The 20,948-nt window shown below is 50.0% G+C and carries 18 protein-coding genes and 1 tRNA gene; 9 read left to right on the top strand and 10 right to left on the bottom strand.

What is annotated here, in order from left to right; all coding sequences use genetic code 11:
* Positions 1 to 25: 25 nt before the first annotated feature.
* Genes WCT94_RS04405 through WCT94_RS04395 form a run of 3 tightly spaced genes read left to right on the top strand, consistent with a single transcriptional unit; the run spans position 26 to position 4,256 of the window.
* Positions 26 to 799: a fimbrial biogenesis chaperone gene (locus WCT94_RS04405; protein WP_336868169.1), complete on the top strand. Its 774-nt coding sequence runs from the start codon at positions 26 to 28 to the stop codon at positions 797 to 799.
* A gap of 60 nt (positions 800 to 859) precedes the next feature.
* Complete coding sequence (locus WCT94_RS04400) at positions 860 to 3,229, top strand: fimbria/pilus outer membrane usher protein (protein ID WP_336868167.1); 2,370 nt, start codon at positions 860 to 862, stop codon at positions 3,227 to 3,229.
* Positions 3,230 to 3,233: 4 nt separating this feature from the next.
* Entirely contained in the window at positions 3,234 to 4,256 is a 1,023-nt protein-coding gene (locus WCT94_RS04395; protein ID WP_336868165.1) for a Csu type fimbrial protein, read from the top strand.
* Here WCT94_RS04395 and fadJ read toward each other — a convergent pair.
* The 3 genes from fadJ to WCT94_RS04380 form a co-directional block, all read right to left on the bottom strand.
* The gene (gene fadJ, locus WCT94_RS04390) at positions 4,249 to 6,432 is read right to left on the bottom strand and encodes a fatty acid oxidation complex subunit alpha FadJ (protein WP_336868163.1); all 2,184 of its coding nucleotides are present in this window, start codon (positions 6,430 to 6,432) and stop codon (positions 4,249 to 4,251) included. The genes WCT94_RS04395 and fadJ overlap by 8 nt on opposite strands.
* Positions 6,429 to 7,742, bottom strand: coding sequence for an acetyl-CoA C-acyltransferase FadI (gene fadI, locus WCT94_RS04385; protein ID WP_319848339.1), 1,314 nt, complete (start codon positions 7,740 to 7,742; stop codon positions 6,429 to 6,431). Before fadI ends, fadJ begins: the two co-directional genes overlap by 4 nt.
* A gap of 256 nt (positions 7,743 to 7,998) precedes the next feature.
* Positions 7,999 to 8,295 (bottom strand): YfcZ/YiiS family protein, encoded by a 297-nt coding sequence (locus WCT94_RS04380; protein WP_336868162.1) that lies wholly within the window; start codon positions 8,293 to 8,295, stop codon positions 7,999 to 8,001.
* A gap of 382 nt (positions 8,296 to 8,677) precedes the next feature.
* Between WCT94_RS04380 and fadL the strand changes: the two genes are divergently transcribed.
* A complete protein-coding gene (fadL, locus tag WCT94_RS04375) occupies positions 8,678 to 9,988 on the top strand; it encodes a long-chain fatty acid transporter FadL (protein WP_336868161.1) in 1,311 nt (436 codons plus the stop codon).
* A gap of 150 nt (positions 9,989 to 10,138) precedes the next feature.
* Here the strand turns inward: fadL and mqo are convergent, their stop codons facing one another.
* Both mqo and mlaA read right to left on the bottom strand, forming a co-directional pair.
* Positions 10,139 to 11,722: a malate dehydrogenase (quinone) gene (gene mqo / locus WCT94_RS04370; RefSeq protein WP_336868159.1), complete on the bottom strand. Its 1,584-nt coding sequence runs from the start codon at positions 11,720 to 11,722 to the stop codon at positions 10,139 to 10,141.
* Positions 11,723 to 12,084: 362 nt separating this feature from the next.
* Positions 12,085 to 12,846 (bottom strand): phospholipid-binding lipoprotein MlaA, encoded by a 762-nt coding sequence (gene mlaA, locus WCT94_RS04365; RefSeq protein WP_336868157.1) that lies wholly within the window; start codon positions 12,844 to 12,846, stop codon positions 12,085 to 12,087.
* A gap of 523 nt (positions 12,847 to 13,369) precedes the next feature.
* Here mlaA and WCT94_RS04360 point away from each other — a divergent pair.
* Positions 13,370 to 13,444, top strand: a tRNA-Arg gene (locus WCT94_RS04360).
* A gap of 83 nt (positions 13,445 to 13,527) precedes the next feature.
* Here the strand turns inward: WCT94_RS04360 and WCT94_RS04355 are convergent.
* Positions 13,528 to 13,968 (bottom strand): GNAT family N-acetyltransferase, encoded by a 441-nt coding sequence (locus WCT94_RS04355; RefSeq protein ID WP_336868155.1) that lies wholly within the window; start codon positions 13,966 to 13,968, stop codon positions 13,528 to 13,530.
* 470 nt (positions 13,969 to 14,438) lie between these two features.
* Between WCT94_RS04355 and WCT94_RS04350 the strand changes: the two genes are divergently transcribed.
* Genes WCT94_RS04350 through WCT94_RS04340 form a run of 3 tightly spaced genes read left to right on the top strand, consistent with a single transcriptional unit; the run spans position 14,439 to position 16,685 of the window.
* Positions 14,439 to 15,065: a hypothetical protein gene (locus tag WCT94_RS04350; RefSeq protein WP_336868154.1), complete on the top strand. Its 627-nt coding sequence runs from the start codon at positions 14,439 to 14,441 to the stop codon at positions 15,063 to 15,065.
* Between the two features lie 22 nt (positions 15,066 to 15,087).
* Positions 15,088 to 15,885 carry a lysozyme inhibitor LprI family protein gene (locus WCT94_RS04345; RefSeq protein ID WP_336868152.1) on the top strand — a complete coding sequence of 266 codons (798 nt, stop codon included), beginning with the start codon at positions 15,088 to 15,090 and terminating at the stop codon, positions 15,883 to 15,885.
* A complete protein-coding gene (locus tag WCT94_RS04340) occupies positions 15,882 to 16,685 on the top strand; it encodes a hypothetical protein (RefSeq protein WP_336868151.1) in 804 nt (267 codons plus the stop codon). The genes WCT94_RS04345 and WCT94_RS04340 overlap by 4 nt, the downstream gene beginning before the upstream one ends.
* Before the next feature lie 108 nt (positions 16,686 to 16,793).
* Here the strand turns inward: WCT94_RS04340 and WCT94_RS04335 are convergent, their stop codons facing one another.
* A complete protein-coding gene (locus WCT94_RS04335; RefSeq protein ID WP_336868150.1) occupies positions 16,794 to 17,291 on the bottom strand; it encodes an Lrp/AsnC family transcriptional regulator in 498 nt (165 codons plus the stop codon).
* An 82-nt stretch (positions 17,292 to 17,373) separates the two neighbouring features.
* Here WCT94_RS04335 and WCT94_RS04330 point away from each other — a divergent pair, with 82 nt between their 5' ends.
* The gene (locus tag WCT94_RS04330) at positions 17,374 to 18,570 is read left to right on the top strand and encodes an MFS transporter (RefSeq protein WP_336868148.1); all 1,197 of its coding nucleotides are present in this window, start codon (positions 17,374 to 17,376) and stop codon (positions 18,568 to 18,570) included.
* 105 nt (positions 18,571 to 18,675) lie between these two features.
* Here WCT94_RS04330 and WCT94_RS04325 read toward each other — a convergent pair whose 3' ends face one another.
* The 3 genes from WCT94_RS04325 to WCT94_RS04315 form a co-directional block, all read right to left on the bottom strand.
* Entirely contained in the window at positions 18,676 to 19,467 is a 792-nt protein-coding gene (locus WCT94_RS04325; protein WP_319848639.1) for an NPP1 family protein, read from the bottom strand.
* A gap of 213 nt (positions 19,468 to 19,680) precedes the next feature.
* Positions 19,681 to 20,436 carry a hypothetical protein gene (locus WCT94_RS04320; RefSeq protein WP_336868146.1) on the bottom strand — a complete coding sequence of 252 codons (756 nt, stop codon included), beginning with the start codon at positions 20,434 to 20,436 and terminating at the stop codon, positions 19,681 to 19,683.
* Positions 20,437 to 20,561: 125 nt separating this feature from the next.
* Complete coding sequence (locus WCT94_RS04315; RefSeq protein WP_336868145.1) at positions 20,562 to 20,828, bottom strand: hypothetical protein; 267 nt, start codon at positions 20,826 to 20,828, stop codon at positions 20,562 to 20,564.
* Between the last annotated feature and the right edge of the window lie 120 nt (positions 20,829 to 20,948).

The following is a 20,948-nucleotide window of genomic DNA, read 5'->3' as shown; positions in this document are numbered from 1 at the left end:
GGGTGAACACAGGATGAAGAGGAAAATGACGTTTCTTGTTCGGGCAATGATATTTTTACTAAGCGGACTCGGCTCATCGTGCTTTGCCGCCAATTCTATCCTCGTTTGGCCGATCTATCAGGTCATTGAAGCCGATGAGAACAGCTCAGCGCTGTGGCTGGAAAACAAAGGCAATGCGCCCGTCGGTTTGCAAATCCGCATCATGTCCTGGAAGCAAATGGACTTTCAGGATCGTTATGCAGAACAAAATAACGTGATTGCGACACCGCCGTTTATGACGCTGGAGCCAGGTAAGCGCAATATGGTACGCCTGATTCGCGTCAACTCGGCTCCCGCTAATACCGAACAGGCTTACCGCATTATTATTGATGAAATTTCCGTTCCCTATCAACAAGATGCACCGAAGATGGGGTTACAATTCCAGATGCGCTATCTGCTGCCTCTGTTCCTCGATGGTGAAGGCGTCTGGACGCATAGTCGCCCGGAAAAACGACGCGCCAACGCCGAACCTACGCTACCCGTGCTCAGTTGGCGAATCAGTGCGGTTGGGGGGAAAAACTACCTCTATGTCCGCAACCGTGGCGTGGTACATGCCCGGCTGAGTAACGTCTATTGGTCAGCCGACCAGAGCGGGAAAGGAAGCAAGATAAAGGTAACCGACGGCTTTTTAGGCTATGTGCTACCGGGACAAGAGATGCGCTGGCCATTGCCGGCGGGCATATCCACACCGAGCGCAACGATGCAGCTCTTCACCGATCTGATCGATATCACCGATCCCATACTGATTAAACGCGAATGATGGTTCGGTTGATGACAGAGGCGGGTCGAGTGGCCGTGCGGCCATGGTGAGGTCTGGCATATGAAGCGTAAAACAGGTGCCTTTCTCCTGCTCATGTCCACTCCGTTTGCGCTGTTTTATTCTGCGACAAGTCTCGCGGAAGAGTATACCGATCTTCCTGCGCCCCCCAGCGCCATGCCCTCGCTCAGCGAATCCGTTTATTATTTAACGCTTTCCGTTAATGGACAGAGCGATAACATGGTGGTCCCTGTCACGTATCGTGCCGGGAGCTATTATGTGGATGCAGCAACACTGCGTCAGAATCACATTCGCCTGTCGGAGCAAAGCGTGGGGCTGGTTAATATCAGCGCCCTGCCAGAGGTCTCCGTCGATTACGATCAGGCCATACAGCAGCTAAAGCTAACCGTGCCTATGCACTGGCTACCCGAGCAATCCGTTGAAGGTGGGGGGCAGGATCTGGCACGTTTCCCCGCCCGCAGTAGCCCCGGCCTGCTATTCAACTACAACCTTTATTACACTTCGCCCCGCGGCAGTTCGGATTCGCTCAGCAGTTGGATGGAACAGCGCTTTTTCAGCCCCTACGGGACCTTATCCAATACGGGGATCTACTATTTCACCTCAGGCAACAGCGCTTCTCAACAAGATGGCTATCAGCGCTTTGATACCTATTGGCGCTATAACGATAACGAACGCATGATCACCTATCAGGTTGGCGACCTGATTAGCAACTCCCTGACCTGGAGCAACTCGGTGCGTATGGGCGGCCTGCGTGTCGCCCGCAATTTCGGCCTTCGCCCGGATATCGTGACCTATCCGATGCTGCAATACACGGGTACAGCCGCCGTACCCAGTACACTTGATCTGTTCATCAACGGTTATAAAGCCAACAGCACCAGCCTGAACGCAGGCCCGTTCACCCTCACCAATACGCCTTATCTGAACGGCGCGGGGGAAGCGACCGTCATTACCACGGACGCGCAGGGGCGACAAATTTCCACCACAATTCCCTTTTACGTCTCCAACGCTTTGCTGAGAGAGGGATTGAGTGATTTCGATCTGTCCGTTGGCGTTCTGCGTCAGGACTACGGCGTACAGAATAATTCCTACACTGACGACCCTGCTGTCAGCGGCATCTATCGCTACGGATTGACCAATAAACTGACGGTATCGGCACATGGCGAAGCTATACAGGATCTGTATCTGCTCGGTGCAGGGGTGGATTTTACCGTCGGCCGCTGGGGCACGCTGAGTTCCTCCTACAGTCAGAGCGAAAAGGAAGCCACCGGACACCAATACACCACGGGCTATTCTTACTACAGCTCTGCATTTGGCTTAAGTGTTCAACACGCTAAACGCAGTGAAAAGTACCGCGATTTAACCGCCGTGCTCACGGAAGGCCGTCTCAGTCGGGAAAGCTATCAGGCGACGCTCAGCAGCCAGCTGTTTGGTGAAGGCAATGGCTCATTCGGCGTGGGTTATTTCGATATCCGCGCATACGATTCAACCCGAACCCGTCTGCTGAATCTCTCTTTCAGCCGTCAGGTCTGGCAAGGCAGCTCCATTTACCTCGCCTTTAACAAGGCACTGGGAGAAAACGGCTACAGCGCCCAGCTCCAGTTCGTGATGCCTTTTGGTAGAAATGGCAGCATCAATGCCGGCGTTCAGCGCGACAGCAATGGTGATTATTCACCGCGTGTAGGGGTGAACCGCACCGCACCGACAGAAGGCGGATTAGGCTGGAACGCCGCGTATGGCGCAGGCAGAACCCCTTATCACCAAGGCTCACTGAACTGGCGTGGCCCTTATGCCATGCTTGCCGGCGGCACCTATGGCAACGAAGGCAATACCACGCAGTGGGGAGAACTGAGCGGCTCGCTGATCTACATGAACGGGGGGCTTTTCCCCAGCAACCGCATCAACGACGCCTTTATTGTGGTCGATACCGAAGGATACCCCGATGTTCCAGTAAAATATGAAAACCAACTGGTGGGGAAAACCAACAAACACGGCCATTTACTCGTACCGTGGGTCGTGTCCAATTACCCCGCGAAAGTGGAAATCGATACATTACAGTTGCCAGCCAACGTCACCACACCACAGGTAGAATCCCGCGTGTCGGTCAAAGAAGGCAGCGGCACCATCGTGACATTCCCCATTCATGTCGTGCGCTCCGCCAATATCAGGTTGCGCAATACGGAGGGTAACCCGCTCACCATCGGCACCTGGATAACTGACGAAATCAGCGGCGACACCACCATTAGCGGCTACGATGGTCTGGCCTACTTCGCCAATCTGGGCACCACTAATCGCTTACGTTTTAAACAAGAAGACGGACGGCTTTGCCGGGTGGAATTCTCACTGCCGGAATCACAGAGCATGATGGCGACCATCGGCCCACTCATCTGCCAGACGACTGACCCAAAAGGATAAAATGATGCTGACCACGATACCGAAAATCCAGCACGTCTTCCCCGCCAATCGGCGATCCGCCCGCTGGCTGCGTCTGGCTTTCCTGCTGATGGCGCTGTATTACGCCCCTTTTGGCTACGCCGCCTGTACCACGCCCCCCAGCAACACGACGTTGGGGCCTTATGGTTCTTCCGTTGTCGGCGTTAACGGTACGCCACAGATCATGGTATCGGGGAGTGGGTTTCGCTGCACAGGGAGTTTGTTGAGCCTAAACAGCACCAATACCATCACCGCCACAATACAGAGTGACAGTAACCCCAGCGGCACCACCATGCGGATGCGCAGAGGAACGAGCACAGACTATGTTCCTTACAACCTGTGTATGGATTCTGGCTGCGGTACGCTCTATAACATCGGTTCAACCTACACCTGGAGCCAAACCACCTTCCTGGGGATATTAGGCCTGTTCAACTCATCGGACGGCTCCATACCGATCTATATCCGTACCAGTATCGGCAACAACATATCCGCCGGCACCTATACGGATACGGTGACGATCAAATGGGACTATCGGCTTTGCTCACTAGGGGCAACGGTATTAGGTGTGACGGTCTGCGTTTACGAGGAGGGATCAACGACCTCAACCCTCAACATTACCATGAACATCACCAATGATTGCCAGATCACCAGCGCGCCAAATATCAGCTTTGGCACGGCGGCGTTTCCCGCCGATTTCGCGGCAGTCAGCAATAGCCTCGGGGTTAGCTGTACGCTGCTGGGCGCGTACACCGTCAAGCTCGTCAGTACGCATCCCGACGATGCCAACTGGCGCAGGATGACAGCCACCGTCGGCGGCACCCCCTACTACCTGCAATATCAACTCTACCGCACCGGGAATATCGCCTGGACTGAAACCAGCGATTACAGTGGGACGGGTACGGGGATTACGCAGAGTATCCCGTACACCGCCCGCATTAACGCCAGTCAGGCCAGCAAGCCGGAAGGGGAGTATAAAGACACCGTCACGATCAACGTCACGATTAACTAGCGCTATCGTCCTCACCGGTTGGCGGATAAAACGTCAGCCGACCTTCCCGCATCGCGAGCAAACGCTCACAGGGCGCGAACCGATCGCCATACTGCTGTTGTAGCACCAGCAGCGTTTTCACAACCGTTTCGACCCCCAGACGATCCATGTAGTGGAATGGCCCGCCGAGGAAAGGTGGGAAACCAATACCAAATACCGCACCGATATCACCATCGCGTGCACATTGGATCACGCCTTCATCCAGACAACGTGCCGCTTCATTCAGCATCATCATTACGGCGCGCTGGCTGATGAGCGCAGGGTCGATATGGGCCTTTGCTGTCACATCCAGCAGCGGATAAATCGAGCTATCGACCTCTCTCCCCGAGTGCCAGAAACGACGCGTTTTATTGTATCGATAGAACCCTTTCCCATTCTTACGCCCTTTGCGCCCGTCTTTCAGGATCGCATCAAACGCGGGCGGGGAGGTGAAGCGTTCGCCTAGCTCTTCACGTAATACCGGCACAATTTTGGTCGCAACATCGATGCCCACTTCATCAAGCAGCGCAAGCGGGCCGACGGGGAAACCAAAACGCACCAGCGCATAATCAATCGATTCAATCGGCTCCCCTTCCAACAGGCAGTAAGCCGCTTCGTTGATATAAGGCGCCAATATGCGGTTCACATAAAAACCGGCGCTGTCCCCTACGACGATCGCGGTTTTCCCCTGCTTTCTCGCCAGGGCAACCGTCGTTGCAACCGTCTCTGCGCTGGTGTGAGCGTGAGGAATCACCTCAACCAGCGGCATTTTGTCCACCGGACTAAAATAGTGCAGGCCAACAACCTGCTGCGGACGACGCGCGCCCTCCGCAATCTGGTGGATTGGCAGCGATGAGGTGTTTGACGCGAATATCGTATGCGGCGCGGCGTGATCTTCAATCTCTGACACCATTTGCCGCTTCAGCGCCAGATCTTCAAAGACGGCCTCAATGACGATATCCGCATGTTCAAACCCACGATAGTCCGTACTGCCGGAAATCAACGTCATCAACCGCTGACGCTCCGTCGGCTTCATCCGTTTACGCTGGACGCGCTTGGTCAGCAGTTGCCAGTTGTATTTCAACGCATGGTTGATGCCCTGCTCATTGATATCTTTAATGCGCACCGGCAACTGCCCGCGCGTCGCCGTCACACTGGCGATCCCTCCCCCCATCAACCCGCCGCCAAGAATGCCGACGTGGTGAATCGGCTTGGCGTCAGAGGCCGCACCGATGGTTTTCTTTAACGCGTTGGAAGCAAAGAACAGGTGGCGCAGCGCGGCAGATTCCGGCGTCATGACCAACTTGCCGAACGCACGTGCCTCCTGGCGGTATCCTTCTTCACGGCCCTTTTCCACTCCCCAGCGCACGACCTGAATAATCTTTTCTGTGGCCGGATAGTTGCCGTGTGTTTTCGCACGGGTTTTGCGCTTCACCATCTTGAAAAGCACATGGCGAATGCCCGGACTGCTCAGCAGACGCGAACGCCAGCCCAGCGGCTCGGCTTTGCGCTTTCCTTTTTTGAGGATCTCTACTGCGGTCTCCAGCAGGATATCGTGCGGGACGGCTTCATCCACCAGCCCCTGACGTAGCGCCTGATTCGCACGGAGATGGCGACCGGTCAGAATGAGATCCAGTGCGCTATCCAGGCCAATCAGCCGTGGCAAGCGCTGCGTTCCGCCCGAACCGGGAAGGAGCCCAAGCTGCACTTCTGGTAGCCCCAGTACCGTCTTTTCATCCAGCGAGCAAACGCGATAGTCGCAGGCTAATGCCAGCTCCAGCCCACCGCCCAGACAGGCACCGTGGATCGCAGCCACCACGGGAAACGGCAGCGCAGCAATCTGATCGAACGTTTCCTGCCCTTGCTTCGCCAAATTTTCTGCCTGTTCAGCGCTGCTGCACTGGTTCAACATGGTGATATCGGCACCGGCGATAAACGAGTCAGGTTTAGCAGAAATCAAAATCAGCCCCCTGAGCGTCGCATGCTGTCGCGCCTGCTCGAAGACCGAAAGAATCTGCTGCGCAAATTCACTTTTTAGCGTGTTCACCTTCTCACCGGGCACATCAATGCCGATCACACCGATATTGTCTGGCCGAATAGTGAGGGAAAAGGCAGAGGGGCTTTCTGTTACTGTAGAGAAAGGCTGTTGATCGTTCATGGCGTCACCTCCAGTACCATTGCCGCACCCAGCCCGCCAGCCGCGCAAGCGGTGGTTAATCCCAGCCCGCCGCCGCGACGGCGCAGTTCATTCAGCGTTTGGGTAATCATCCTCGCCCCGGTGGCCGCAAAGGGGTGTCCATAGGCGATTGAGCCCCCCAGCACATTGAACTTAGCTCGATCCACCTCACCCAGCGCGGCGTTTCTACCCAGTTGATTGCGGGCAAACTCATCGCTGGCAAACAGTTTGAGGTTAGCCAGCGTCTGGGCAGCAAAGGCTTCGTGCATATCAATGAGCGTCAAATCAGCCAACGCCACGCCAGCCCTTGCCAACGCGAGCGGAGAGGCATAGGCCGGCCCCAGCAACATATCACGCTGCACGCCGATGGCGCTGAACGCATAGCTGCGCAGGTAACCTAGCGGCGTAAGCCCCAGACTTTTGGCCTTGGATTCACTCATCATCAACACGGCCGCCGCACCATCCGTCAGCGGCGTACTGTTGGCTGCCGTGACCGAACCGTGCCGACGGTCAAACGCCGGGCGTAAACGGGAATACTGCTCCAGCGCGGAATCATGGCGCACATTGTTATCTTCACTCAGCGCCTTCTCATAAGGAGGAACGTAAGCCGTCATCACTTCATCGCGTAGCACGCCAGATTCCCAGGCCTGTGCCGCCAGCCTGTGCGAACGGTGTGCCAGCTCATCCTGCTCTTCACGCGTGATACCATAGGTTTTTGCCATCTGCTCCGCGGTATCGCCCATGCGCAATCCGGTGGAATATTCCGCCACAGCGGGTGCAACCGGCAGCAGGTCTTTCGGGCGCAGACCGCTTAACAGTTTCAACTTCTGGCCCAGCGTTCTGGCTTTGTTCATATCCACCAACGTTCTGGCCAGCGCTTTGCTGACACCAATAGGCAGTACGGAAGAGGAATCCGCGCCACCGGCAATACCGACTTCCACCGTCCCCGCCATAATACTTTCTGCCACGTTGGCAACCGCCTGAAAACTGGTCGCGCAGGCGCGCGACACGCTGTAGGCATCGGTATGTACACTCATTCCGGTGCCTAGCACGATCTCTCTGGCAATATTCGGCGCTTCAGGCATTTGGACCACCTGTCCAAACACCAATAGCTCGATCAACTCAGGATCGATGCCGGTGCGAACCAATAATTCGCTGGTGACGAGCTTCCCTAATTCGAGGGCGGGTACGCCATGATAGGCCGTTGCCTGCCGGGCAAATGGGGTGCGTAATCCGCTCACGAACGCAATGCGATCGCCACGACGGGTTATCAGAGGTAATACCTCACTCATAAACGCTCCTGTTAACCGAAAATACTTCCGTTAACCAAAAATAAAGTACGCGCACAACAGGTCAGACCTGATTTCATTGTTAACCAGATGGTTACATTACGCAAAGTCACGCAACGCAAAAGTGTGAAGAACATGCGGGTAGCAGCGAGCAAAGATGAAGAAACTACAAAAATAGAGGTAAAGAAGAAGTGAGGTAATACGTCAGGAGGAAGAAGTGGCGAACAGGAGCCACAGAGAGCTCCTGCCGCAACAAAAATTAACGCAGGCCGAGCTGGAAAATCATCGTTTCAGCCTGGCAGCTGAACGTAAAATCGATATCCAGCTTAACGCCACCGTCCACGTCTTCCAACGTGCTGACGATGTCGCAGGGATCAGACTCTACTGCACGCGCTTTTGCCGTCAGAGCGACCAGCGCCGCTTCCGCGTCAGAACGATCGCCGAAAATCTTGCTGTAAGACGCTGTGCAATCGGTGTTATCCATGATTGTGCCGACATCGACACAGCAGCAGGCTGCGGTTTCTTCAGCACTGCATTTGTTGATTACGTTCGTCATGCTACTTTCCTCTTAAGACGCGGGAGATTATGATCCAGTTCAAATATTTGTATCTTCCTTATATTTTACTCCCTCATCCCAAATCAGTACCAGCACTTCATGCCAGCCAGTAATTTTAGTGATATCAATCACATTAATGTGTTATACGGCAGTAAAAACCGAGTAATACTTCTTCACACAAATTAACCAAAACGTTAAGCAGATCTAAGTTTTGCATCATTTTGGAAATATTTTTAATACACCGAAGCAACATTATCGTATTCCCAACTTATACTTTGGTAACTGGTCTGATTTGTCAGGCTGAGTGCGCCCCCTACAATGCGCGTCCCTTGTTACCCCGTGTAACAACGTTAAATAACAAGCATATAAAGAGGTTTTGGTCATGAGCCAGAAAAACCTGTTCAAACAATCCACACTTGCTGTTGCAGTGGCACTGTTCTCAGCAAATGTGTCAGCAGCTGGTTTCCAGCTAAATGAATACTCGTCATCGGGTCTGGGACGTGCGTTTTCTGGTGAAGGTGCCGTAGCCGATAATGCGACCTCCGGTAGCCGTAACCCGGCAACCATGACCATGTTTGACCGCCCGTCCTTCTCCGGTGGTATCACCTATATCAACCCGGATATTGATGTTCAGGGGAAAAACTCCCTGACTGGGCAAAACACCAGCGCTAAAAACATCGCACCACATGCCTGGGTGCCGAATCTGCATTTCATCATGCCGCTGAATGACCAGTGGGCGGTTGGCGCTTCTGCCACCACTAACTATGGTCTGGCGACGGAATTCAATGATAACTATGCCGCGGGTTCCATTGGTGGACAGACCGATCTGTTGACATCAAACCTGAACCTGAGCGCCGCCTACCGTCTGAACCAACATTTCAGCTTTGGTTTAGGGGTTAACGCCGTTTATGCCGATGCAAAAATTGTCCGTCGAGCAGGTGAACTGGCGAATATTCCTCCTGCGGCTGGCGGAGTACAGGGGGTCGTTGCTGGCCCGTCTTCTGAGATGGCTCGTCTGGAAGGTAAAGAGTGGGGTTACGGCTGGAACGCCGGTATCCTGTATGAAGTCGATGAAAACAATCGCTTCGGCCTGACTTATCGTTCCAAAGTCGATATCGACTTTAACGGTGATTACAGCAACAACCTCCCAACAGCAGCAACAGCATTGAACGGTACTGGTGGTGCGAAGATTCCTGGTAAGCTGACGCTGAACCTGCCAGAAATGTGGGAAGCCTCTGCCTACCACCGCGTCGCGCCGAAATGGGCGGTGCACTACAGCCTGACCTATACCAGCTGGAGCCAGTTCCAGGAACTGAAAGCAACAGGCAGCAATGGCAACACGTTGTTCCATAAAGATGAAAGCTTCCGTGATGCTTACCGTATCGCACTCGGCACCACCTACTATCATGATGATAACTGGACGTTCCGCGGCGGTATCGCGTTTGATGACAGCCCAGTCCCGGCCGACAAACGTTCTATCTCCATCCCAGATCAGGACCGTTTCTGGTTGAGCGCAGGTACCACCTATGCGTTTAATAAAGACGCGTCTGTTGATGTCGGCGTGTCCTATATGCACGGCAAACAAGTCGATATCAGCGAACCACTCTCTGATAGAGCAGGTTCTCCACGCTACAACTTCAGCTCCAAAGGTAAAGCCTGGCTGTACGGCGTGAACTTTAACTACGCGTTCTAAATAAGAACAAACGCTCTTATTTCTACCGCGTAGAACGTGATAAGCAGGTAAGGCGACTTACCTGCTTTTTTATTGCCTGTATTTACGCGACACAGATACAAAAAAAGGCCGCTTTCGCGGCCTTATATCGTGCTTTCTGGCTAATACCGATTACTCCGGTTTAACCTCAATATAATCCAGACCCAGCGTGCTGCTGGTATAGCTGCGGATTTTATTGGTCATTTCAATATTCCCGTCCAGCTTCTGACCATAAGATGGAACGATCTCTTTCAGTTTGCCCTGCCATTCTGGCGTCGCAACTTTATCTTTAAACACCTTTTCCAGCAGGCTCAGCATAATCGGCGCAGCGGTAGAGGCCCCCGGAGAGGCACCCAGCAGCGCAGCAATCGAGCCATCCTGAGAGCTGACGATTTCCGTCCCCAGCTTCAGTACGCCGCCTTTCTCATCATCTTTCTTGATAACCTGAACGCGCTGGCCAGCAATCGCCAGTCTCCAGTCTTCTTTCTTCGCGTTAGGGAAGTATTCCTGCAGAAAGGCGAAACGATCGTCGTCATCCATCATGACCTGACCGACCAGATACTTCACCAGATCGAAATTATCCAGACCCACGTGCGTCATCGGCATCACGTTGGAGAAGGTCACGGAACCAATCAGATCCCACAGCGAGCCGTTTTTCAGGAACTTGCTGGAGAAGGTAGCAAACGGCCCGAACAGCAGGACTGGCTTACCATCAAAAATACGCGTGTCCAGATGAGGAACAGACATCGGCGGCGCGCCCACGGAAGCTTTACCGTAAACTTTTGCCATGTGGCGCTTCACGATTTCCGGATTTTCTGTCACCAGGAACTCACCACCAACCGGGAAGCCACCGTACAGATCGGCCTCAGGAATACCGGTTTTCTGTAGCAGCGGCAGTGCCGCGCCGCCCGCACCGATAAAGACGAACTTCGCCTTAATCACGCTCTCTTTCTCGCCGTTTTTCAGATCGGCGTAAGTCACGCTCCAGGTGTTGTCCGCGTTACGTTTGATATCACGCACTTCTGAATTCAGGTGCAGCGCAAAGTTGGATTTGGTTTTCATCGCACCAACCAGCTGACGTGTGATTTCACCGTAATTCACGTCAGTACCGATAGGCATGCGAGTCGCCGCAATCTTCTGAGCCGGATCGCGACCTTCCATCACCAGCGGCGCCCACTCTTTGATCGTATTAGGATCGTCAGAGAACTCCATGCCACGGTACAGCGTGCTGTGCTGCATCGCATCATAGCGGTGTTTCAGGAAGGCAGTGTTCTCGTCGCCCCAGACAAAGCTGATGTGCGGCACGCTATTGATGAAAGAGTGCGGATTATTCAGCACGCCGTTTTTCACCTGATAGGACCAAAACTGGCGCGAGACTTCAAAGGCCTCAGTAATTTCCAGCGCTTTGCTGATATTGATTGGGCCGTCTGGATTATCCGGCGTGTAGTTGAGTTCCATGAAGGCCGAGTGACCCGTACCGGCATTATTCCAGCCGTTAGAGCTCTCTTCCGCCACGTTATCCATACGCTCAACCATATCGATAGACCAGTCTGGTTGCAGCTCCTGTAAATACACGCCCAGCGTAGAGCTCATAATGCCCCCGCCGATCAGTACCACATCCGTTGTCTTCTCTGTCGTTTTAGCATCTTCAGCCATCGCCAGTGGGGCGCTAACCACCACGCTCAGGCAGAAGAACATAGCAAGTAGTTTTTTCATGCTTATATCTCTATTTTTATAAGTGCAGGTAAATAGAATTCCAGGCATTCATTAACACACGACCGCACCACCATCAGTCAAAGGCATCATTTTTATGACCTTTTTGTTAATCACCTTGCTAACAAAAAAATCAGCGTACTGACACATTTCAGCCGTGATGGGCATTCGTAGCGGTTAACGACGTTGCATTATTGTTATCTGACGGAAGGAAATAAATTTTAGTAAGTAAATAAATGGACAACAAAGTAATAACTTTTAAGAAACAAACCACAGAATCAGTAGGGTAAAAATAAGTTTACCAGTGTTTTATAAAAGCAAAAGGCACCCGCAGGTGCCTGTGAAATGAGCGATGTGACGCGACACTATTTCGCTGAGTCGATCTCGTCGAGCGAGTCTTCGATCGCTGCCGCATTCGGGTTCTTCTGCGGGGTGATTTGCCCATCGCTAGCAAGGAAATCATGCCGTTGGAAGTAGGCTTCACGCATCATCAGGTAAGGATCGGAAGAGTTACGCAGTAAACCGTCGGAATCCAACAGCTGCGCTCGCGTTTCTATCCCTTCGATAGCCCACTTGCCTGCGGACATCCAAAACGTCAGATAGCTCAGCATCGGATACAGCGTATCCACTACGCCACCGCCGTCTTCACGGGGCGTCACGCTACCGTAGCCGGGTACCACGACATAAGGCCCGTAACCCACGCCATAGTTACCCAATGTGCTACCAAAGCGGCGAGACTCTTCTTTCGCCAGCTTAGGATTCGCCATTGACGCAACGTCAATCAGACCGCCCATCCCGAGTATGGTATTCAGGAAGAAACGGTTAAAGTGAATCATCGCTTTATACGGTTTGCCTTCAACGAAGTAGTTCACCATCGTTGCAGGCTCTTCCAGGTTGCTGAAGAAATTCCCCAGTCCATTACGCGCGGGCTTCGGTACATAATCGCGCCAGGCAACAGCCGCAGGACGCACCAGATAAGGATCCAGAACGTCATAGTTAAAGCTGAACATGGTACGGTTAAAGCCTTCAAGCGGATCGGAACGACCTTCTTGATCGCGATCCCCGGAACTGGCGCAGCCGATCAGTAACACGCTGGCAAACACCACCCCACTCAGGCGGTAATTCATATCTGTTCTCCCTGATTTATAGTGTGCTATACCCGCGACCGAAAATGGGTATTCCCAGTATCAGCACCAGCCTGTCAGGCTGAGCGACAAGGACGGGATATCGGCCAACAGTGTAACATTTTATGGCTCCATCGCTACGTTGGCTTACGTATTACTGCATTTTCAGAGGTTTGCCATTTTTCTTATGGGGCAGCTCGCAGCATCGTTGCGACACGCGTTCCAGCGTGGACGACGGCCCAGTATTTCATTGCTCCACTCACAGCATAGCACTGCCAGCCTAAACCAGTGAGCGACGCCGCACCATTCCACGTGTAAAAACTGACTACGCTTATCATCATTATCGCACTCATCAGCCATGCACAAATTCGGCAACGGCAACGGCAACGGGTATTCATCCCACGTAAAGCGACGCAAAACGAGGAAAAAGAACGCCCGTCAGCACGCTGATTGCTGACACTTTGAGCAAACGCGCCGTTAAGTGCTTATTCTCAGAGCGAAAATGCGTATAATAGCTCGGCTTCATGTCTCCATAGTTAAATGGATATAACGAGCCCCTCCTAAGGGCTAGTTGCAGGTTCGATTCCTGCTGGGGACACCATTCACGCAAAATATCACTCCCCAGCGCCCTGATTAACGACTATTGCGCCCTCTCCCTTTACTCCCTATCAGCGCAGACGGCCTCTACTCTTCATCACCAAGCATTTTTCTAAACGATGCCTGATTCTTTATTTTTTTGAAACCAATGTGTTCGTAAAAGCGGTGGGCTTCTATTCTGCTTTCGCCTGAGTTCAACCGTATGCCTGCGGCACCAGTGGCGTTAGCCCAATGCGCAGCCTGTTCCATCAGCGCTTTTCCAATGCCTTTTCTTTGTACATCGTGCCTGACGGCCAGCGCCAAAATATTCACCAGCCTCGGTCCATACGAACTAATATACTCAGCGACATGAACGTAGCCGACGACCGCCTCTTCTATTTCAGCGACAAATAGCTGGTTAGTTGGTGACGAAAGTAAATAACGCAGATGTTGTTCTGCCTCTTCAAGCGGATAATCATAGTGCAGCGCGTCTTTATTCAAAAAATGAATAGCTGAAATATCTTCTAATGCAGCCTGTCGAATATTCATGGCCTTTTCCCATAAAAGGACATCCTTTTTTCATCCCGATAACGATACTACCGCTTGTCACGGTAATCAGGCTGATTGCTCACTCGCTGTAGCTTCTATCACATAAATAGAGGGTAATATTATTACACGACCCGTGTGGGCTCTAAGGCCACATTAATTTTATCTAACAATACGGGGGTATATGGAATGGCGCCATATCACGCTTCGTCCGGCTACGCCGGAGGACGGACGATTTCTGTTTGAACGTCGCCAGGCAACAATGGATGAGCATTTTCAAAGCGCTAGTGTTATTGCTGATGATTCGGCGCACTGGCAGCGAATCCGATACCATTATAACGACGCCTATAATGAAACGCCGCCCTAAGCGTCAACAACGGCTTGAATTACAAAGAAATATATACTTACAATCATGAATAACCTTATAATATCAAGAGGATTTATTCACTATTTGTAAGGAATGCATGTTTATTATGAAACGGAGTTATATAAAAAGCGTCGTTTTGCCTTTTCTTTTCCTTCCTCTCGCCAACGGAGCATATGCGCAAGACTTCTCCACTTTTGTGACAGATTTCACCAATGTGTTGCAAAAAAGTAAATTATCACAAAAAGACTATAACCAATTTATTGAACTCACTAACTCCTATTTTATTCCAGCCAACTATGGTGTAAGCATAGCGAAAAAAGATAAAGTCAGTTACAAAAACAACGAAATAATGCCAAGACTTGAATCTGACTCCAGCTTTATCTTCAACGGTTCCAATGGAAAAACAGCTTTTATTTCATTTCTACAAGAAATAAAAAACTTACCGCCATCAGAAAAATATTTTGAAAAATCCTACACGGATGCAGGATCGGTCTTCGTCATGAATTATTATATGTTGTCATCAGGTACCATTAATATCCAGATGGACATCGTTTCTCCTCCTGGCCTCAAAGGAATTGTCATCAATCTACTTAACGAAAGGGAACCTGAACTTAAACAAGAAGCAGGAGAAGCCACTTATATCTACCAATTCAAAAAAATAAATGAGACCTATAAAATGGTCGGTGCTAACTCATATCCATCTTCAGATAAACGAATCTGCATGTCCTGCTAACATGATTTCAATGGAATTGAAAATGATAAAAACCATAATAAAAACCATATTATTGATAATATTTTCATCACACTATGTTAATGCAAATAATCTTGTGTGTCGTAGTCCTCTCGTCATTCAGTCGTTAATCAAAGAAGATCAACAGAAAGCACAACCCATCAGAGACCGGGTATCTTTAGAGACAATTAAAAGAATTGAATTTGAATATGACATTATTATCACAAAACTTAAAACAAAAAATAACCTAAGCTGCTTTGGCAAAGCCAAGATAAAAATCCCATCCGATGTATTAGAATTTTTAAAATACTATCCTATTCTGGAAAATGGAGATCCTAAAGCAAAAAGCATTTATCTTCTCAATATCCCCCCCCACAAAAAAGGCGATGAATACATCGCATTAGACCGTGTTTATTATAATGTTCATATTGCTGATAATCAGCAAGAAACCAATATTATGTATCCACACGATGAGCCAGTCTCACGTACACTTTATGGCCTGGCCTGGTTACAAGAAAATGCGGCAAGGCTGGAAGAACAATCACCACGTTTTAAATATATTAAAGCTATTGTCGAATTCAGAGAAGCTGATAGTGCGCTAAATGCTTACTGGAGTAACCTGCCCGATTATATTAAAGGGCAACTAAAAGAGGATGCACGACAGTGGATAAAAAACAAAAATAAAAAATGCGGTGCACTAGAAACTATCGCGAATAACAACCGCTCAATGGAAGATCAAGCAACAATTTATACCTGCCAACAGCAGATGACCAGGGAAAGGCTGGTGCAGCTTGGGTTGACTGAAAACAAGGACAAGAAATGAAAAAGCGCCTCTGTGTCATGATTGGCATTATCCTTACTTGTACATCAGCATATGCGAAGGAAGACTTTCAATGCAGCGATCTCAACGCAGTGGAAGTCGTTAAAAAAACGTTTACCGACCGTGCGAAAGCACTGTTCTATAATTCCCCTTCTCAATCTGTTGATGCTGTGAGCGTGATTTATTCTAAATTATCCACTCAACCACGCTGGGGAAAAGCATTCTCGTGTAGCCTGCGGGTTGAAATCCCCATAAGTCAGGAGCTCATCGACATCATTCTTAATAAAGACGATCTTTTATACACAAAAGATGAAATGGATAAAATTAGCAATAACCTTTTTACTAAAACAGGGGAAAGTAAAGATAATCGGCTCAGAGATAACAAGATCATCATTCCGTCATTTGCCTACGATCTCAGTATTCTCGGTAATGAAAAGGAAATAAAAGTAGAAAAGAAATCCTATGATGCCCTATCCAGAGCGATTTATGGCGTAGCCTGGCTCAGTGAAAACGCCGAAAGAATCACACAAGCAGCGCAAGATAAAACGCTTGAAAATGAAAAAGAACAATATAGTTTCTTTTTCACCGACGTATATGGAATATTGGAAGACGCACCTGAAGACATAAAGAGTAAATTCCATGCATCTCAAGAAACATGGATTAAAGAAAGAAATAAAAAATGCGGTAATGTCGAATCCTTAGAGACGAATAATCTTTCCATTAAAGAGCAGATTTACGCTTATCGCTGCCATAATGCAACGATGAGTGAACAAGTATCAAGTTTAGATCCAAGCGAAGAGTAATAGTCACGCCGATGTAGCTTCAGGCTATTGCCTGCTATCTTGGCAATGGCCTGAATATAAATCCCTCGTCCAGTTTACCCAACCTGGACGAGCCAAATCTCCGGCGAATCAGCTATCGCTCGGCTGTACAGGCCGCTCAAGATAGGTAGACAGTACAATATAGGAACGTGTTGAGCTGACGCCAGGCACCGCGTAAAGCTGAAACAGGAGCTTTTCCAGCGACTGCGCATCTTCCGTGCGGATCTTGAGAATCAGAGCCGCATCGCCAGCAACCGAATGCACCTCTTCAACATCGGAATTATGCGTGATCTCCATCAGCTCTGATGAAACGCCCCAACCGCTGGTGTCAACGTGCACAAACGCCAGAAGGTTCTTTTTTATCGCGATAGGATCGAGCAACGCAGCCGTTTTCCGTATCACACCATCACGCCGAAGCCGTTTCACCCGCTCATGCGCAGCAGGGGCCGAAAGCGCAACTTTTTCCCCCAGTTCGGCATAGCTCAGCGTGGCATCGTCAACCAGTTCCCTTAATAATCTTCGGTCAGTAGCATCAATATCCCGTGTAGGAATGACTTTTGGCTTAATGTCATCTTTATTTATTTTCATTCTATCATTCCTTATTTAAAACTAATTCTGTTTGGTTAATAGTGTTTTCTTCGAATCATATTAAGCAAAAAGCGAAATTTCAATGTCACAACATCAGCATGCCGAATGTCATGCCAATTCACGCACGCTTCGTGTTCCTGGCGCGGCCTATGTCCTGACGTTCTGTATCGGCGTGATTGGATCAAATTCGTTACTCATGGGCCCCATCGCTCCCGAGATCGCCACATCATTTAAGAGTATCGCGCAGTCAGTCATGCTGGCCTCAGCCGCATTTGGTCTGGGAACAGCGCTAAGCGCCCTGTTTCTGGCACAATACATCGATCGATTCGGTGCCTTTAAGATGTTGAAGAACGCGATGATCCTGCTGGTCGTCGCCTTGGTTTCCAGCGCTTGTGCCGCTTCTGTTGAATGGCTGATAGCCAGCCAGCTCATTGCGGGCATCGCATCCGGCGTGGCGATTCCCGCGATTTACACCACCGCAGCAGCTATCGCTCCCAAAGGCCTGGAAAGTAAAACAACGGGCGTCGTTCTTACCGGCTGGACGCTGAGCCTTGTCGCCGGTGTTTCACTCGCGTCGATTCTGGCAGAGCAATTTCACTGGCGCGTCGTTTATCTCGGAATTGGTGTACTTGCTGTTTTGGCTATCGTCATCCTTTCCCGTTTGAATAATCGGGATGAAAACACCATGCGAGTTTCGTCATCACCGCTGGCGGCACTAAGCGTGCCAGGAGTGAAACCGTTACTGGCTGCCTGTGGCGGGTTCATGACTGCCTTTTATGGGGTTTATGGCTATCTGGGGGATTATCTCTATAATGAACTGCATCAGCCGCTCAGTGCTAACGGCCTGATTGCGCTTTGCTACGGTATCGGTTTTGGTTCGGCGGCTTTTCTGGATGCCATGATAAGTAAAGTGAATCCCAGAGTGGCCATGCCAGCCTCGTTCCTTACGGTAGCGACGGTGTACCTCATTTTTTCCCTGTCAGGAACTAGCTTGCCTGTTGTGTGCGTACTAATGCTTTTTCTAGGCACCGCGAATCATCTGTGCGTCAATTTGCTGATTACCGGGTTAAACACAACCGATGTCTCAAAACGCGGCGCAATCATGGGGCTGAACAGTGCCGTGACCTATTTGGCCGTCTTTGTGGGGAATACGCTTTTTGGCGCCCTCTATCTGCATTGGGGATATGCAACGGTACTCTACGCGGCGGTGGGTTTTGTGGTGATGTCTATCCTGTTCACATTACCACTGCAAACGCCAGCAAGCGCTGAACGGCATTAGTACACTCCCATTTCTCACCGGTGAAGAAGTGATTTCTCGGGGGGTTTTATACTCTCAGCCATTCGAGTAAGAGAGGTAGGCTTAGCCATACCTCTCTTATCATGATTATTTCGACGCCGTTATACTGGCATCTGTAAATTCCGGGTAACCGGCTGGTCGACCATTATTCAGGTTATTCAGAAAATTATTGTCTTTAAGAGGAATAGAGGCTGAACCGTAGTCAAACGCGTTTAATCGGTTACGCAACTCTTGATTATTGATGCCATCACCATACATTGAATACCAGCTGATAATATCCGGCGTGACAAATTTCTTATACGGATTTTCCGCTTGCTCATTCGCTTTAGAAAAACGGAAGGCATGGGTTAATACGCCATCTTTGTGATAAACAAATTTCAGATGACCGTCCTGTTTATCAATACCCGATGCATCTTTGGTCGTTAATTTACCATGTGCGCTGTAGCTACCATGTGTCACAACACCATTCTTAGTCCAGATGGCGACATGCTCCCAATCATGGCGGTGGCCTGAATTGACACCACTTAAGACCTGATCTTTTAAAAAATAGAGCGCATAGAAACTACCACAATAGCGAGAACCACCGGAATTAACACAGGCATATCGGTGCAAGGTATTTGACGAGTCGAGAAAATTACTCCATCGGCACCCGCCCGTTATATTTCCTGATGGTTTCAGCCCGCCGTTCTGCACACCGTTACGGCTGACTCCCGCACTAGGAAGACAACCATCCGTATCAAAATCAAATACCGGTGCAATGGCCCGCGCATCAATGCCTGATGGCAAGGTCTGATTCAGTTTAGGGAAATTATCTGCATGTGAAGAAAAGGTCGCGAACAATATTGAGCATGCCAGAATTGTTTTCTTTCCTGAAAGCATATCAACTCCTTTAGCAAAAAATAGTCCTTTGAAAACCAATACCATCACCAGCCATAAAAGTTGACCATGATGGGAGTGTAGGAAATAACACTTTTAACAAGAAAGAAAAGGAAATAAAAATCATTTATTTCCAACAATGAACAAAAATATATTTAGCCTGCAAAATAATGCAGGGAATTATAGATAACATCAGCAAAGCCCTACCCAGGGCTTTTATTCTCCGACCACATCATAACGCTGCGTTGCCGCATCAAAGCGGTATTCCAGCAGAATATCGCCTCCGCCATGGGAATAGCAGTTCAGCGTGATGCTACGATTATCTCCGCCATTTTCAATATTCATATAAACCGGGGTCATGAAGAAGCCAAACTGACATTGCTGAAAATCAGGTTCAAGAAGCTGATCGACATTGCCATTCTTCTTGTTAATCGCTTTAATTCCCTCAACGACCATTCCCGCATCGCTGTTTTGATACACCCCAACGAAGCTGTGAGTCGCTGTTTGCCCCCAGAAAGGAATATCGACTTGCCCTTCGACCTTTGCAGGCTGCACGCTGTCATCAAAGGATGCCACGCGCCGTAAGCTAACATCATAACGAGCTTTCCCGTTCGACCACTCGCCGCGGAGCTCCTCTCCCATTTCCGTCAATGTAAACGGGCAATGTGCCATATCGATGTCAGACTTAACGCCCTGAACGATATACTTATCATAATCCTGTGGGGTATGGATTTCGCAGATCTCAAGCGACGTTCCCGAGAGTCGCCCATACAGAGGGATCGGTGCTCTGTACTTATCATAAAAGTAGCTTCCCAGAAGGTTCTTATCCTGGTCAGTGCTGTATTTCTGCAATGAAAAATGTACCGGATAAGGCCCGATTTGGCCTTCGTAATTACTCACGACATACCAGCCAGCATGCGCTGTTGCCGTCCACAATCCACAGGCTATTAAGGTTGATACCACTAATCTCATACATTCACCTTGTCTACCCGTCATACTTCAAGCTGCTCGTGCGTGGGCTTATCTGCAACTCGCATTGTATTGGTTATCTGTAAATCATGGAGCCAAACCGTTCAAAAATGGCCTGGCCTACCTGGCTAATCATGGTGGCAGCAGGGGCAGATTTCCACCTCAGACACCGTCATAGCTGTTGTTCCCTCGCAATCCCATTCCACACGCACGGGGAGCGATTCTGGTCCTGAATGGTGCAAATATTTATTGACCGGGCTTTCCGTCATACCGGTAATCACCTCCGTGGCGATGAGTTCATCACCGACAAAAACGCGGGCTGTCGCCTGCGACGCTTCACGGGTTTCACCAGATTGCCGATACAAATAGTTAACCGTCAGTTTAATGCTGGGCATAGCGCTTCTTAAGGCAGGGAAAAGACGAAGAAAACAGTGTATCGCGTTCCCCCACACTTGTAGAGCACATACGATTCAAACGATATCGCTGCATTACGCTAATACCATGATAGTTTTATA

This window comes from Pectobacterium sp. 1950-15, assembly GCF_037136835.1.
Classification (GTDB): domain Bacteria; phylum Pseudomonadota; class Gammaproteobacteria; order Enterobacterales; family Enterobacteriaceae; genus Pectobacterium.
This window is presented reverse-complemented; position numbering and strand designations above follow the sequence as displayed.